Here is a 16,200-nt window from a genome sequence, read left to right as displayed (position 1 = left end):
TTCAAGGAGGATGCCATGGACTACAAAGATGCTGGTGTAAATATTGATGAGGGAAACAAATTTGTAGAAATGATAAAACCTATTGCAAAAGCTACTATGAAAAGCGGCGTTTTAAATGGAATAGGCGGTTTTGGAGCTCTTTACCAATTGACAGATTATAAAAATCCTGTTTTGGTTTCAGGCACAGATGGCGTCGGGACAAAACTAAAGATTGCTTTTATGATGAAAAAGTACGATACTATAGGTATAGACTTAGTTGCCATGTGTGTAAATGATGTAATCGTCAGTGGTGCAAAACCTTTATTTTTCCTCGATTACTTTGCTACTGGGAAGTTACAAAGCGATGTAGGCATTGAAGTGATAAGAGGCATTGCAGCGGGATGCAGTGAAGCGGAATGTGCATTGATAGGAGGGGAAACGGCAGAGCTTCCAGGTATGTACAATGAAGGCGAATTTGACCTTGCTGGTTTTGCTGTAGGTGCTGTTGAGAAGGATGAGATAATTGATGGCAGAAATATTGAAGTTGGTGATGCAATAATAGGGCTTGCATCATCAGGGATACACTCAAATGGATATTCATTGGTGAGAAAAGCCTTGTTTGATTTAGGCAAAATGAGCACTGATGATTATGTAGAAGAATACGGGTTATCGTTAGGGGAGGTCATTTTAAAGCCTACCAGAATATATGTGAAGGCTTTTAAATCCTTAAAAGGCATAAGCATTAAAGGAATGGCTCACATAACAGGTGGAGGGTTTATAGACAATATACCGAGGACGCTTAAGGATGGTGTTTCTGCTAAATTAGACAAAAATTCATGGGATGTTCCGCATATATTCAAATTGATAAAAGACATCGGAAAAATTGACGACATGGAAATGTACAGGACGTTTAACATGGGGATTGGAATGATTATTATTGTCCCAAGTCATCAGTGCGATGATGCAATAAATCGCCTAAAAGCTGCAGGTGAGAAACCATTTATAATAGGAGAAATTGTAAATGGTAAAAAAGAGGTATTGCTATGAGATTATTAGTTATGGCGTCAGGAAATGGTACTGACTTTCAGTCTATCATAGATGGCATTAAAAGCGGATATATCAACGCTGAAATTGTAGCACTTATTAGCGACAAAGAAGGAGCATATGCTTTAAAAAGAGCAGAAATGAATAATATACCTGCTTACTGCATTCCAAAGAAGAAGCTAAAGGACAAATTTTATGAAGAGCTTGCCAATGTTGTCAATGAGATAAATCCAGATGGGATAATCTTGGCAGGTTTTATAACGATATTGAATGAGGAAATCGTAAATAAATATCACAATAGGATAATAAACATACATCCATCTTTAATACCATCGTTCTGCGGCAAAGGGTACTATGGAATAAATGTCCACAAGGCTGTCGTTGATTACGGTGTGAAATACACTGGCTGCACAGTGCATTTTGTTGATTCAGGAGCAGATACGGGGCCTATCATAATGCAAGATGTGGTAAAGGTTGAAGATGATGATACACCTGAGACAGTAGCATCTAAAGTTTTAAAGCTGGAGCACAAATTGTTGCCTTATGCTGTAAAGCTGTTTACTGAAGGAAGGCTTAAAGTTGAAGGAAGAAAGGTTTATATAAAAGAGGAGGTATGATGATGTCAAAGAGAGCATTGATAAGTGTATCTAAAAAAGATGGAATTGTAGACTTTGCAAAAAAGTTAGATGAAATGGGATATGAGATATTATCGACTGGCGGCACTTACAAGCTGTTAAAGGATATGGGCATAAACGCTTTAAAAGTCTCAGATGTTACAGGGTTTCCTGAGATCTTAGACGGCAGAGTCAAGACACTGCATCCTAAGATACATGGTGGACTTTTAGCTATAAGAGATGATGAAAACCACAGAAAACAGTTGGAGGAAAATGGGATAAAACCTATCGACATAGTAGCAGTAAATTTGTATCCTTTTAAGGAGACGATACTGAAAAATGATGTTACGCTGGAAGATGCAATAGAGAATATAGACATCGGCGGACCGTCCATGATTAGAGCTGCAGCGAAAAACTACAAATACGTGACAGTCTTAGTTGACCCTTATGACTACGACAAAGTCGTTGAAGAAATAAAAGAATACGGGAATACGAAGGAAGAAACAAGGTTCTATCTTGCTATGAAAGCATTTGGACATACTGCCTCATACGATTCACTTATATACAATTATCTTTTGGATAAAAATAGTGTAGAGTTTCCTGACACAATAACTTTTTCTTTTGAGAAATCGCAGGACATGAGATATGGCGAGAATCCGCATCAAAAAGCTGCATTTTACAAAAACTCATTAAAATCTTTTGGAATATCTGAATGCGTAAAGCTGCACGGAAAAGAGCTTTCTTTCAACAATATAAACGACGCAAATGCTGCGATTGAACTGTTAAAAGAATTTGATGAACCTGCTGCAGTGGCAGTAAAGCATACAAATCCATGTGGCGTTGCAGTTGCAGACAACATATATGATGCGTATAAAAAAGCCTATGAATGCGATCCGGTTTCAATATTTGGCGGTATTGTGGCGTTTAACCGCACATTAGATGCAAATACGGCTTTAGAGCTTTCAAAGATATTTTTAGAGATAATAATAGCTCCTGACTTTGAGGAAGAAGCGTTGGCAATTCTTGAGAAAAAGAAAAATGTCAGAATTCTCAAGCTTTTAGGTGGATACGTAAAAGAGTACGATTTGAAGAAGGTAGAAGGCGGAATATTAGTTCAGGAAAAAGATGAAGTTGACTTGTACGATGATAAACTGACTGTTGTCACAAAAAATGCTCCCACTGAAGGTGAGCTTAAGGATTTAAGGTTTGCTTGGAAAGTTGTAAAGCATGTGAAATCAAATGCCATCGTTTTGGCTAAAGACGGGATGACGGTTGGAATTGGAGTTGGACAGGTGAACCGCATTTGGCCGACAGAGCAGTCTATAAAACAAGCAGGTGAAAAGGCAAAGGGAAGTGTGCTGGCTTCAGATGCGTTTTTCCCATTCCCTGATGTTGTGGAAGAAGCAGCGAAAGCGGGTATTACATCTATTATCCAGCCTGGCGGATCTATAAATGATAATGCATCGATTGATGCGGCAGATAAAGCCGGGATTTCAATGATATTTACAGGCATAAGGCACTTTAAGCATTAAATAGAAGCCCCAATTGTTTGGAGGAGAGAATATGAATGTTCTTGTTATAGGTGGCGGTGGCAGAGAGCATGCCATAGTTAAAAAGATCAGCGAAAGCAAAAGGGTAGATAAGATTTATTGTGCTCCTGGGAATGGTGGTATTTCGGATATAGCGGAATGCATCGATATAAATGTATCTGATGTGGAGAAGCTTAAGAAATTCGCTATTGACAATAATGTTGACTTGACGATTGTAGGGCCTGAAGTCCCACTGATGAAAGGCATAGTGGATGAATTCGAAAACAGCGGACTTAGAATTTTCGGACCAAGAAGGGACGCTGCTGCTATCGAAGGCAGCAAATACTTTACAAAACTACTGCTTCATAAGTACAACATTCCTACAGCCAGATTTAAGGCTTTTGACAGATACGATGCGGCATTAAACTTTTTGAAGGATGTATGGTATCCTGTGGTCATAAAGGCGGACGGATTGGCGCAAGGTAAAGGGGTGTTTTTAGTATACAGCTATAAAGGTGCAAAAGAAGCTTTAGACATACTTATGAAGGAAAAACGGTTTGGAACATCTGGTGACACTGTGATAATAGAAGAGATGCTTTTCGGCAGAGAAGTCTCTGTGTTGGCATTTACTGATGGAAAGATGATAGTCCCGATGGTATCTGCTATGGATTACAAGAGAATTTACGATGGGGATAAAGGACCAAACACAGGAGGCATGGGCAATATAGCTCCAAATCCTTATTTCGATGATAAATTGCTTAGTGTTGTGGTGGATACAATATTAAAACCAGTCATAACTTCGCTGAAAAAAGAAGGAATAGTCTACAAAGGAGTTCTTTATGCTGGGTTAATACTCACAGAAGATGGACCGAAGGTTTTAGAATTCAATGCAAGATTTGGAGATCCTGAAACACAAGTTGTTCTTCCGCTTTTGAAAACAGATCTTGTTGATATAGTAGAGGCTATAATTGATGAAAAGCTTAGTGATGTAAAAATAGAATGGGAGGATAAAAAAGCTGTTTGCGTAGTAGCAGCGTCAGAAGGTTACCCTGGTGAGTTTAATACAGGATATGATATAACAGGTGTCGAAAATACAGATGGCGTTTTTGTCTACCATGCAGGAACTACAATAAAAGATGGTAAGTACAAAACATCTGGTGGGAGAGTATTGGAAGTCACCGCGCTGGGAAATACTTACCAAGAGGCCAGAAAAAAGGCTTATGATGAGCTTAAGAAGATACACTTTGAAGGAATGTACTATAGAAACGATATAGGTACCGTTTGAAAGTAAACCCGTATGGTTTTGCCATGCGGGTTTTTTGCATATTTGTTATCAATCCACACTTTTTGTGATATTATATAATAGAATATCAACAAAATAGGATGTGGTGAAATGGATAGAAGACCGATAGGAGTGTTTGACTCAGGTGTAGGCGGACTTACGGTATTGAAGAAGTTGAAGGAACTATTGCCAAATGAAGATTACATATATTTTGGTGATACGAAAAGAGTGCCGTACGGTGATAAGTCTAAAGGTGAAATAGAAATGTATGCAAGGCAAATAATCAATTTTATGAATGAGAAAAATACGAAGATAATAGTGATTGCTTGCAATACTACGTGTGCTTCAATTGATAAAGATGAATATAAGGAAATTCTTTTTAGTGTGCTGGAAGCTGGAGCTGAAAGCGCTGCAGACATTACAAAGAACAATAAAGTTGGTGTTATCGCCACGACGAGGACGGTAGAAAGCGGCAGCTATGAAAAAAGCATAAGGCTTAAAAATGGCGATGTAGATGTTTTTCAAAAAGCTTGTCCGGGATTTGTTCCGTTGGTAGAAAAAGGGCTATCAGAAAGTGACGAGTCATTTAGATTGGCAAAAGAGTATTTAAAAGCTTTAAACGATGAAGGAATCGATACACTTGTTTTAGGGTGCACACATTATCCGATACTTTTAAATGCCATCAAAAATGCCGCAAGAGAAGATGTGCTTATAGTTGATCCGGCTGTTAGATTGTCGCATGATGTGATGAATTATTTGAAAGAAAATGATATGCTTAATTTGACTGGTGGTGTAACTCATTATTTTGTAAGCGGCGATGCGAAAAAATTTGTAGATGTTGCGAAACTAATACTAAATGAAGACATTGAGAACATAAGCTACGTTGACATAGAGAAATATTAAAATGATAAAGAGGGGAGAAAAATGAATGAGATTTTAAAAGAAGCCATAAAGATTCAAGAGGAAATCGTAGATATAAGGAGAAAAATACATAGAGAGCCAGAGCTGGGTTTTGAAGAGACAAAGACTTCTGAGCTTATAAAGAAGTATCTTGGCAGTTTAGGTATAGAAACAAAGACAATTGCAAAGACCGGCGTTGTAGGGACAATTTATGGCAATGGGCAGAAAACCATAGCGATTAGAGCTGATATAGATGCACTTCCAATTCAGGAAGAAAATGACTTGCCTTACGCTTCGGCTGTACCTGGCAAAATGCACGCCTGTGGACACGATGTGCATACGGCAATTGCTCTTGGAGCAGCTAAGCTTATATCTAAAATGAAAGATAAGCTTGACGGCAATGTGAAATTTATCTTTCAACCTGCTGAGGAAACTACGGGAGGAGCTAAGCCTATGCTTGATGCAGGTGTTTTTGATGATCCAAAAGTAGATGCCATCATAGGCTTACATGTAGATCCAGATCTCAATGTTGGACAAATTGGCTACACATATGGAAAAGCTTACGCATCATCGGATATGTTTGACATAAATGTAATAGGTAAAAGCAGCCATGGAGCTGAGCCACACAAATCTGTAGATCCTATAGCAATATCTGCAAATATAATCAACATGATTCAAACAGTGGTAAGCAGAGAATCAAACCCATTGGAGCCTCTTGTCATAACTATTGGCAGCATTGAAGGCGGCTATGCCAGAAATGTAATTGCCAGCAAAGTGCGCATGTCTGGCATAATAAGGATGTTAAATGAAGAAAATCGCGATAAGATAACAAAAAGGGTGGAAAGCATAGCTAAAAATACCGCGGAAGCGATGGGAGGCAAAGCCGAATTTAATCGCGTGGAAGGATACCCTTGCCTTATAAACGATAGCAATATGATAGACATAATGAAAAGAAGTGCTGCATCAATCGTAGGTGATAGCAATGTAATAAGTGTATTGCCGACGCTTGGTGTGGAAGACTTTGCATACTACTTGAAGGAAGTTCCTGGATGCTTTTATAAATTAGGGTGTGGAAATAAGGAGAAGGGGATAGATAAGCCTATCCACAACAACATGTTTGATGTTGACGAAAACTGCATTCCTTATGGCATAGCTATACATGTATTGACTGCCATAAATTATTTACAAAATGACTCAAAAGACGCAGTTAAGCAAAAGAGGATGCTTAAAAATATGCTTAATTATAGCGATTCTCTATGAAATTAGCATTTTATTAAAATTTTTTTGTAATATATAAAAATAAATTGGAAAACAAAGATGCTCTTGATACATATTTATGCATGATTTTTTGCCATATATAGCCATACTGATGTATAATCTTGAGAATAGGTTTATATATTTACAAAAATACAGGAAATCTTGCAAAAATAATTTATATGAAGTAAATCTTGACAAAATTAGATTATTGATGCATAATATGTATTGAAGGGTGGGTGATGAAAATGTTATTTATAATAACATTGATGGCGTTTATAATGATATTTGTACCCGCAGCGATAGAGAAAGATAACACTGAGTACGAAGAATTTTTAAGAAGCGAGTTTGGCTACAAAGATACGGCTGATGCGACAATTAGAAATGAAGATTTCAGTGAATTAGCTTATAGTTACAAGTTAAGATAGATGAAAAACTCCTCCCATTTAAACATGACCTCCGGCTATGCCGGATATTTTTATTTTCTGCCTTAAATCCATCGGCTTAATGTTGGTAAATGTAAAGAAAAATGATAAAATATAATGTATCAACAATTGATGAGGTGATGTTATGGAGATAAAAGTTGAAAGCTTTAAATTAGATCATAGAACGGTAAAAGCACCGTACGTGAGAAAATCAGGTACTCTGGTTGGACCTAACGGTGATGTCGTAACAAAGTACGATATAAGGTTGACACAGCCCAATGTAGATTCAATACCTACAGGTGGGATTCACACGTTAGAGCATTTATTTGCTACTTACTTTAGAGATTATTTCGATGACATAATAGATATTTCTCCTATGGGGTGCAGGACTGGATTTTACCTTACAAAGTTTGGAGACACATCAATTGATGAAATAAAAGATGCATTGAGAAAAGTCTTAGAAAGAGTTTTAACGACAAAAGAAGAAGATGTACCTGCTACAAATGAGATTCAGTGCGGTAACTATAGAGATCATTCTCTTTTTACCGCGAAGGAGTACGCAAAGGCTGTTTTGGAAAAACTTTAGAAGGTAATATATATTAGGTGCCGCGAATAAACTATTGTGAGGTGTCGTGTATGCGCAATAGATCTTTTGTTCGCGGTGCTTTTATTTTGACTATAGCAAATGTTGTAGACAGAGCTATTGGCTTTGTCTTCAGAATCATCCTTTCTAATCTGCTGGGCTCTGAGGGAACTGGGATATATCAAATAGCGCTGCCAATCTACTTTGTATCAATAACATTTATAACATCAGGAATTACGGCTGTTACATCTCGGTTTGTGTCTGAGGAAAGAGCCAAAAATAACAAAAGAAATATTTTCAGCATAATGGAAGTTTCATTTTTTATCGTAATTATAATGGGCATAGCAATTTCATCTATAATATTCTTTAATGCCAAGTACATATCAAACAACTTGCTTCATGAGCCACGAGCGTATCTATCAATATTGATTTTTTCACCTGTACTAATTGTAGTTTCATCATCTTCTATATTCAAAGGCTTTTTCCAAGGATTAATTAACATGGTTCCTGCATCGGTGTCTGAGATAGTGGAACAGATAGTGAGAGTTTTTTTGACGCTGTATCTATTCAGCGTATTTACAGGAATGAAGTTGGAATATGCTGCAGCAATAGCTGTATTTGGAATAGCCATAGGAGAAGTCACAAGTTTTATCATGTACATATTTTACTATAGGCGTGAATTGAAATACATAAATGAGGAAATGCCAAATGAAGGGGAGATTTGGAATAAGGTAGATATTGCAAATACAATAATAAAGACGTCTTTTCCTATTACTATTTCAAGGATGATTGTAAATATCTTGGATTTGTTTGAATCTCTCATCATACCTTCAAAGCTTGTCAAATCAGGACTTTCACACAAAGACGCTATATCTGAGTTTGGAAAGTTATCTGGAATGGCTTATCCACTTGCATATATGCCTGCAGTTATAACAATGAGTTTGTCAGTGACAGTGCTTCCTGCCGTTTCAGAAGCGGCATCTTTAAAAAGATGGGATGTAGTAAGGCAGAGGATAAATCAAGCCATAGGATATACTACTATGATAGGCATACCAGCAGCCGTATTGTTTTTGATGTTGCCTGATGAAATAGCTTCATTGCTTTACCCTAAAAGTCCAGGAGTAGGTTTGTTAGTTAAGGTAATAGCTGCAGGAAGCATTTTTGCTTACCTGGAGTCGATAGTCACAAGCATATTGAATGGGCTTGGGATGCAAAACTTAGTTTTGCGAAATTCTGTCATCTGGACTACAATTTCTGTGATTGCCATGTATCTATTAGTTCCTATACCAAGTTTAAGGCTTTTCGGGTATATTTACGGCTTCATATTCGCTGATGCTTTTGTCTTCTTCTTAAATTTTAAAGCATTGGTTAAGATTACTAACTTAGAAATTGATTTTAACAATTGGTTCTTAAAACCGCTTATAGCTGCGCTTATAATGGGGATTTACGACACGATTATTTATTTTAATCTGGTTACAGCAGTAGCAAACGAATGGATTACAATGTCTATTACAGTATTATCAGGATTTTTAGTATACATTGCATCATGTCAACTTGTAAAGCTTCCATATTTAGAAGATTTAAATAGACTTATATTTTCAAGGAATAAATAATAAAAACCCGCTTTAAACGGGTTTTTTTAATGTTAAAAGGCAGGAACTATAGCGCCTTTATATTTGTCTTCTATAAATTTCTTGACTTCATCAGAATTTAAGGCTTTTGCTAATTTTTGTATTGCTGGGTCATTTTGATTGTCCTGCCTTACGACTAACACATTAGCATAAGGAGAATTTTTGTCCTCCATAAAAATTGCATCCTTTAAAGGATTTAAGTTTGCCTCTAATGCAAAATTAGTGTTTATAATGGCCAAATCTACATCTTGAAGTGTCCTTGGAAGCTGAGGTGCTTCAAGCTCTACAATCTTTAAATGCTTTGGATTATCCACTATGTCTCTCGGGGTTTGTGTAAGACCATTTGGATCTTTTAACTTAATTAACCCTTCTTTTTGCAGTAAAAGCAGCGCTCTTCCTTCATTTGTAGCATCGTTTGGAACAGCCACTGTTGCACCGTCTTTTAGTTCATCTTTTGACTTAATCTTTTTTGAATATGCCCCCATCGGTTCTACATGCACTTTGACTAATGGCACCAATTTTACATTGTTTTTCTTCTCAAAGTCCTCAAGGTATGGAACGTGTTGGAAGAAATTTGCGTCGATTTGCTTGTCGACAAGTGCAGTATTTGGCGTCACATAGTCGGTAAATTCTTTTATTTCAAGGTCTACGCCTTCTTTTGCAAGAATAGGCTTTACTACATTAAGTATTTCTGCATGGGGGTTTGGTGTTGCACCAACGACTATCTTCGTCATTTTAGTAGAGCTATCTGTGTTTGAGTTTGCATTAGATGTAGTAGATACGTTATTTGATTTTGTGCATCCTGATAAGATAAATGCAAATGTCAATATGAGAGTGAGAAATAAAAATGATTTTTTCATCACATACCATCCTTTCATCTTTTATCAACTTTTTTTGCAAGATAATTTCCAATTCTTTGTACAATTTCTACAAAGATTATTAAGACTATGATTGTAGCTATAAGCACATCTGTCTGAAACCTTTGGTAGCCATATCTTATAGCCAGATCTCCTAAACCACCTCCTCCAATAGCACCTGCCATAGCAGAATACCCTAAAATATTTATAACCGTAAGAGTTATTCCCAATATAAGTGATGGCAATGATTCTGGAATCATGACTTTAAATATTATCTGTGGTATTGATGCACCGACAGATATAGATGCTTCAATGACACCCCAGTCTACTTCTTTAAGAGATGATTCTATGACTCTTGCAACAAATGGAGCTGCAGCAACTGACAATGGTACAATAGCAGCAGTAGGCCCTATAGTTGTGCCAACAATAAGCCTTGCCAATGGGAAGATTGCGATTATGAGGATTATGAACGGCACTGACCTCATGACATTAATTACAGTACCTAATATCTGATTTAACTTTAGGTTTTCCTTTATATGTCCTTTATCTGTTATGACGAGTATTATGCCGAGAGGCAGTCCTATGATTACTGAGAAAAGTGTTGAGAAAAATACCATGTACAAAGATTCCCAAAGAGGCTCCTCCATAAGTTGCCACAAGTTTAACAGATACTGCAATGTATTAGATGACACCATTTTTAAGCACCTCTATTCTAAGACCATTATTTTCTAAAAATTTTATCGCATCTTTTATAGAATTTTGTCCACCGCTTATTTTTATTAGGAGATTTCCTATTTGTGAGTTTTGCACCCTTTCGATATTTCCTGAAATGATATTCACTTCAACATCGAAATTTTTTATCATGTGAGATATGACAGGTTGGTTGCTGCTGCTGCCAAAAAACGATAATCTTAAGACTTCCTCGTTTGGGTTATCGTCATCAAGCAATATGTCTGGTGGAAGTTCAGCTATCATATCTTTTAAAAATCTTTTAGATGTTTCTGTTGAAGGGTTTGAAAAGATGTCTATTACATTTCCTTCCTCGATTATTCTGCCGTCTTCCAAAACTGCCACTTTGTCGCACAGATTTCTTATGACAGACATTTCGTGCGTTATTACCACGATTGTAATTCCGTATTGCTTGTTTATGTCCTTTAAAAGATTTAAGATGGATTCTGTCGTTGTAGGGTCTAAAGCGGATGTGGCTTCATCAGATAGAATTATGTCTGGATTGTTTGCTAAAGCTCTTGCGATTCCTACCCGTTGTTTTTGCCCGCCAGATAGCTGTGCAGGGTATGCGTACTTTTTATCTTTTAAATCTACCACATCCAGCAATTCATCAACGCGTTTTTTTATGGCAGAATCGCTGACTTTCGAGATCTTAAGAGGAAATGCTATGTTCTCATACACTGTAGAGTTCATCAAAAGATTGAAATGCTGAAATATCATGCCAATCTTTTTTCTCATATTTCTTAGTTCTTTTGGCTTTAACTTTGTCATTTCTACGCCGTTTATCAGTATGCTGCCAGATGTAGGTTTTTCCAACATGTTGATGCACCTTATCAATGATGATTTCCCGGCACCGCTTAGACCCATTATGCCATAAATTTTACCATCGCTTATAGTTAAGTTGATGTCCTTTAAAGCTACTACATCTTTTCCGTTTGTGTTGTAAACTTTGCTTAAGTTTTTTATTTCGATCAAATCATTTCACCTTCTTTTCGCAAATTTAATTTAAAAAAGCAATAAAAAAAAACCTCCAATGAAAGAGGTTTTGTCCTCTCTCATCTCTCAGCAATCGCTGCAGGAATTGGCACCATTGCACATACGTGCCGGTTGCCGGGTTTCATCGGGCCAGTCCCTCCACCTCTCTAGATAAGAGAATAATTTCGTTTTTAGTTGTTAAAATGATTATATAGGATGGATGTTGAAAAGTCAAGCAAAATTTTCATGCGGCAATATTAAATTTTTGTCATAATAAATCTGACAGCGTGTTCACAAGTTTGTGTTGATTTAATCAATAAATTGATTATAATTAAGATGAAAGATAAGTTAACTTATTAATAATTTGTCATAGATGAAAGGACAAATATCTATGAAAGAGTTAAGTAGGCGCCAATTAGAAATCTTCAAAAAGGTTCTTTCAAAAGAAGTTTCCAGTTTGGACGATATCGTCATTTTGTACAAGTTAAGCAAAAGGACTGTTTACAGGGAAATAAATGCGATAAATGAGTATATAAAAGAATACAATTTGAGGCTTAAAAATGACGATGGAGCATTAGTCTTAGAAGGAACTGATAATGATATCGAAAAATTCAAATTCGATGTAATAGGTTATAGGCCAAGCATTGATGCTGATAAAAGGCGAAAGCTGATACTGTCTGAGCTTTTGCAGATGAAAGAACCTGTAAAACTTGAGTACTTCGCTAAAGAATACAATGTGACTACGGCAACAATAAGCTATGACATTAAAGAGATCGATAAATGGCTAAACAAGCAAAATGTTACAATTGTAACTAAGCCTGGTGTTGGCATATACGTAAAAGGCGATGAAAACAATATAAGAAGGGCTATTATAAATTTTTTGTATGACAATGTAGAGACAAAAGACCTAATTGAGTTTTTAAATAAGGGGTACAATAATATAAACAAACTTAGTGAAGACATAAATGACAGGCTGCTTAGGCTTATAGACTATGATACGGTTTTAAAGATAGAGAAGGCTATACAAAAATTGGAGAAATCCCTTAATTACGAATTAGCAGAAAGCTCGTACATGGGGCTTACAGTGCATCTGGCATTGGCGCTAAAAAGAATAAAAGAAGGCGAAAAGATAAAAATAGGTAATGAAAGCCTTTATGAGCTTAAAAAGTCGGATGAGTTCGAATTTGCAGAAATGCTTGCCAGGTTTTTGGAAGAAGAATTCGACATTTCTATTCCGGAAGATGAAATCGGTTATATAACGATTCATCTACAAGGAGCAAGGTACAGGGCAAATACCGAAGACGTAAATGACGAGCTGCTAAATGAAATACTGCAGGAAATGATCAGCGTTGCAGAAGATGAATTTGGCACTGACTTCAAAGATGATATGATGCTTTTAAGCGGTTTAAAGACGCACCTAAGGCCTACTATCTTTAGACTTCGCATGGGTCTTGCGATTAGAAACCCGCTTATAAATGACATTAAAGAACGGTACAGCAGTTTATTTGAAAAATGTATATCTATTGCAAATGTGATTAAAGACAAGCTTAATGTTGATGTGCCTGATGATGAGATAGGATATATTGCGATGCATTTTGGCGCATCCATAGCAAGAAAAAGCGATATGACGAAAAGGCACAATATTTTAGTCGTGTGTGCCAGCGGCATAGGGACATCGAGGATGCTTCTATCTAAGCTCCAGATGTTTCCACAATTAAACATTGTAGATACGGTTTCCAGTTTGAGGGTTAAAGACTTTAAAGATAGAGATGATATTGATTTGATAGTGTCTACAATTCCGCTGGACATAAAGGGCAAAGAGACTGTAATAGTCAATCCGTTGCTTTTAGATGAAGACGTAAAAAAGCTGAAAGACGCTTTAAATACAGATTTTATAATGGACTTTTCAGAGAAAAAAGTCAAAGTCATAGGCGACAGATACAAAGAATTAGAACACATTGCGTGGTATGGCAAAAGGATAATTGAGCTGTGCGATTCCCTTAAGCTTAAAGATGTGTATGGCAAAAACTCAAAAGCTATCATAGATTCTCTCTTAGAAGATTTTGCTGGTAATGATGGAATTAATAATGAGAAGATAAAGCAGATAGAAGATAAGCTTTTGGGAAGAGAAAGCCTTGGAAAGATAATACTTCCAGGGAAAGGATTTGTAATCTACCACTGTACAGCATCTGATTTGGTGGAGCCAATCCTCGTCTTTGGAAAACTGAGAAGCGATGTTAAGATGAAAAATTTGATTAACGAATATGAAATTATAAAGACGGCTTTTCTAATGGTTGCACCAGATGGCGACAAGATGTGGATAGAAATACTTGGCGATTTAAGTGTTTCGTTCATTGAAAGTAAAGACTTGGTAAAAAATCTCAATGAGGTTGACAAAATTGATGAGGCGAAGGAAATTGTCAAGAAGGCCTTGATGGATAAGTATTACGATGAAATAAAAAGAAATCTTGTAGGTGATTAAAATGTTTAGTATTTCGGTAAAACAGCGAAAAATTTTCTATATGATGCTGTCTTTGGTGTGGATTGCAACTGCTGTGTATTCTATGATAAATGATACATTTGCACATGGCTTAGAGATTCTTTTGTTTGGTGCATTTTTCATTGCGGGAATTGCGCTTATACAAGCGTACATGATAAGAATGCTTAAATTGTATGACAAAAATTTAAAAAATGAAATAAAAAAGAAAAATAAAAAAAGGAGGTAATTTACTATGGCTATACATGGTGTTATATTATGCAGTTGGGGCGCTACATCAAGTGCATTAGCAAAAAAAGTGACTGATGAAGCAAAAAAGCAAGGTTTAGATGTGACAGTAGATGCAGGAGGCACAGGTGAATTTAAGAAAAAAGCTGAAGAATACGATGTTGCTCTTTTAGAGCCGCAGGTAAGGCATTTAAAGAAGGAAGTTGAGACGATAGCTGAAAAGTTTGGCATTCCTGTCGACATCGTTGATATGCAGGCTTTTGCACTTATGGATGCAAAAAAGATATTGAATCAGATTATCGAGCTTGCTAAGAAAAATGGAAAAGATGCATAGGAGGTAATGTAAATGAACGAAAGACTTACTAACAATTGGTTTATGAAATGGATGGAGTCATCTTTGTGCCTGTACTGGCAAGGATTGCTCAAAATGTTATACTTCAATCTATAAGAGATGCTTTTTCAAGTTTCGCATTGCCAGTTATATTGACAGGTTCACTGTTTTTGATAATAGCTAATCCACCACTTGCAGAAGGTGCAAATTGGGGCCCTATTGTGGCATGGGCAAATGCTATTAAGCCTATTGCTGGTCAGTTGATGATTCCTTTCAATTTATCATTTGGCATCATGGCTTTGATGGTTGCATTTGGTACAGCTTACAGTTTGGCTACTCGCTGGGATCTTGATGAAGCAATGACAGGTATTATTTCCATGTTAGCATTTTTAGTTACAACATTCCCAGCATCAGATGTTACAAAAGTAAGCTTCGGTGATGTTTTAAATTACCTTGGTGGACAAGGTTTGTTTGTAGCTATAATAATAGGCGTATTGACAGCAGTTGTGGTTAGATTTTTCAATAGGCAAGGTCTTGTAATTAAGATGCCTGAAGCCGTTCCACCTTATGTTGTAAGAAGCTTTATGGCACTTGTACCGATGTTTGTCATGGTAGTATCGGCCTGGATAGTAGAGTGGATTGTATGGGCTAACTTCAAAGTTACATTGCCACAGTTGGTAATTGAGTTATTTAAGCCGCTTGTTGCAGCATCAAATAGCTATTGGGCAGCTTTAGCTGAGATAATCCTTATGATGCTTTTGTGGTCACTTGGAATCCATGGTATGAATGTCGTATCGTCTATAGCATATCCTTTCTGGATGAGTCAGCTTGCTGCAAATGTAAAGGCATTAAATGCACATCAACCTATGACAGGTATTGTTACAGAGCCATTCTTCCACATGTTCACACACCTTGGTGGTTCTGGTACAACATGGCCTCTTGTCATAATGTTCTTGTTCTCAGCATCAAAACAGCTTAAGACGATAGGTACAGCAGAGCTTATCCCTGCTATATTTAATATAAATGAACCGCTCATCTTCGGTGCTCCAATAGTTTTGAACCCTATATTGATGATACCATTTATAATTGCACCTGCAGCGGTTGTCACGATAAACTATATCGCATTCCATTTCCACTTAGTAACAGGACCATTGTATCAGCTTCCATTTACAGTTCCTGTATTTATAGGAGGTTTCATATCAAGTGGTCTTGACTGGAGAGGACCAATTTTGCAGCTTGTAAACCTGATTGTAGCAGGTATTATATACTATCCATTCTTCAAAATGTATGAAGCACAGCTTTTGAAGAATGAAAGAGAGCTTGAGGAAAAATAATTAAAATA

The 16,200-nt window shown here is 36.7% G+C and carries 15 protein-coding genes, 1 pseudogene and 1 riboswitch; of the genes and pseudogenes, 13 read left to right on the top strand and 3 right to left on the bottom strand.

Annotated elements, in window-relative coordinates:
• The first annotated feature begins 15 nt into the window (after positions 1-15).
• From purM to spoVB, 9 genes are all read left to right on the top strand, one after another.
• Positions 16-1,026, top strand: coding sequence for a phosphoribosylformylglycinamidine cyclo-ligase (gene purM, locus HNR52_RS06160; protein ID WP_435619989.1), 1,011 nt, complete (start codon positions 16-18; stop codon positions 1,024-1,026).
• Positions 1,023-1,640 carry a phosphoribosylglycinamide formyltransferase gene (purN, locus tag HNR52_RS06155; RefSeq protein WP_435619988.1) on the top strand — a complete coding sequence of 206 codons (618 nt, stop codon included), beginning with the start codon at positions 1,023-1,025 and terminating at the stop codon, positions 1,638-1,640. Before purM ends, purN begins: the two co-directional genes overlap by 4 nt.
• A gap of 2 nt (positions 1,641-1,642) precedes the next feature.
• A complete protein-coding gene (purH, locus tag HNR52_RS06150; RefSeq protein ID WP_435619987.1) occupies positions 1,643-3,169 on the top strand; it encodes a bifunctional phosphoribosylaminoimidazolecarboxamide formyltransferase/IMP cyclohydrolase in 1,527 nt (508 codons plus the stop codon).
• Between the two features lie 31 nt (positions 3,170-3,200).
• Entirely contained in the window at positions 3,201-4,451 is a 1,251-nt protein-coding gene (gene purD / locus HNR52_RS06145) for a phosphoribosylamine--glycine ligase (protein ID WP_435619986.1), read from the top strand.
• A 108-nt stretch (positions 4,452-4,559) separates the two neighbouring features.
• Positions 4,560-5,351 (top strand): glutamate racemase, encoded by a 792-nt coding sequence (gene murI, locus HNR52_RS06140; RefSeq protein WP_435619985.1) that lies wholly within the window; start codon positions 4,560-4,562, stop codon positions 5,349-5,351.
• 21 nt (positions 5,352-5,372) lie between these two features.
• A complete protein-coding gene (locus tag HNR52_RS06135; RefSeq protein ID WP_013787512.1) occupies positions 5,373-6,608 on the top strand; it encodes a M20 metallopeptidase family protein in 1,236 nt (411 codons plus the stop codon).
• Between the two features lie 236 nt (positions 6,609-6,844).
• Complete coding sequence (locus HNR52_RS06130) at positions 6,845-7,030, top strand: hypothetical protein (protein ID WP_230197635.1); 186 nt, start codon at positions 6,845-6,847, stop codon at positions 7,028-7,030.
• Between the two features lie 142 nt (positions 7,031-7,172).
• Positions 7,173-7,613 carry an S-ribosylhomocysteine lyase gene (locus HNR52_RS06125; RefSeq protein WP_085111627.1) on the top strand — a complete coding sequence of 147 codons (441 nt, stop codon included), beginning with the start codon at positions 7,173-7,175 and terminating at the stop codon, positions 7,611-7,613.
• A 50-nt stretch (positions 7,614-7,663) separates the two neighbouring features.
• On the top strand, positions 7,664-9,223 hold the full coding sequence (spoVB, locus tag HNR52_RS06120; protein WP_435619984.1) for a stage V sporulation protein B: 1,560 nt from the start codon (positions 7,664-7,666) through the stop codon (positions 9,221-9,223).
• A gap of 32 nt (positions 9,224-9,255) precedes the next feature.
• Here the strand turns inward: spoVB and HNR52_RS06115 are convergent, their stop codons facing one another.
• Genes HNR52_RS06115 through HNR52_RS06105 form a run of 3 tightly spaced genes read right to left on the bottom strand, consistent with a single transcriptional unit; the run spans position 9,256 to position 11,802 of the window.
• Positions 9,256-10,101 (bottom strand): MetQ/NlpA family ABC transporter substrate-binding protein, encoded by an 846-nt coding sequence (locus tag HNR52_RS06115; RefSeq protein WP_013787516.1) that lies wholly within the window; start codon positions 10,099-10,101, stop codon positions 9,256-9,258.
• 14 nt (positions 10,102-10,115) lie between these two features.
• Complete coding sequence (locus HNR52_RS06110) at positions 10,116-10,793, bottom strand: methionine ABC transporter permease (protein WP_013787517.1); 678 nt, start codon at positions 10,791-10,793, stop codon at positions 10,116-10,118.
• A complete protein-coding gene (locus HNR52_RS06105; protein WP_435619983.1) occupies positions 10,780-11,802 on the bottom strand; it encodes a methionine ABC transporter ATP-binding protein in 1,023 nt (340 codons plus the stop codon). The genes HNR52_RS06110 and HNR52_RS06105 overlap by 14 nt, the downstream gene beginning before the upstream one ends.
• A 77-nt stretch (positions 11,803-11,879) precedes the next feature.
• A riboswitch (SAM riboswitch) is annotated at positions 11,880-11,980 on the bottom strand.
• 213 nt (positions 11,981-12,193) lie between these two features.
• On the opposite strand from HNR52_RS06105, the gene HNR52_RS06100 reads away from it, so the two are divergent.
• The 4 genes and pseudogenes from HNR52_RS06100 to HNR52_RS06085 all read left to right on the top strand — a co-directional run bounded on the left by HNR52_RS06100 (position 12,194) and on the right by HNR52_RS06085 (position 16,192).
• Positions 12,194-14,284 carry a BglG family transcription antiterminator gene (locus HNR52_RS06100; RefSeq protein ID WP_435619982.1) on the top strand — a complete coding sequence of 697 codons (2,091 nt, stop codon included), beginning with the start codon at positions 12,194-12,196 and terminating at the stop codon, positions 14,282-14,284.
• Positions 14,285-14,324: 40 nt separating this feature from the next.
• Positions 14,325-14,528: a hypothetical protein gene (locus tag HNR52_RS06095; RefSeq protein ID WP_435619981.1), complete on the top strand. Its 204-nt coding sequence runs from the start codon at positions 14,325-14,327 to the stop codon at positions 14,526-14,528.
• Positions 14,529-14,534: 6 nt separating this feature from the next.
• Positions 14,535-14,861, top strand: coding sequence for a PTS sugar transporter subunit IIB (locus HNR52_RS06090; RefSeq protein ID WP_013787521.1), 327 nt, complete (start codon positions 14,535-14,537; stop codon positions 14,859-14,861).
• A gap of 12 nt (positions 14,862-14,873) precedes the next feature.
• Positions 14,874-16,192: pseudogene (locus tag HNR52_RS06085) on the top strand (PTS sugar transporter subunit IIC).
• The last annotated feature ends 8 nt before the right edge of the window (positions 16,193-16,200 follow it).

Source organism: Thermoanaerobacterium thermosulfurigenes (assembly GCF_051201035.1).
In the GTDB taxonomy this organism is placed as follows: Bacteria; Bacillota; Thermoanaerobacteria; order Thermoanaerobacterales; family Thermoanaerobacteraceae; genus Thermoanaerobacterium; species Thermoanaerobacterium thermosulfurigenes.
This window is presented reverse-complemented; position numbering and strand designations above follow the sequence as displayed.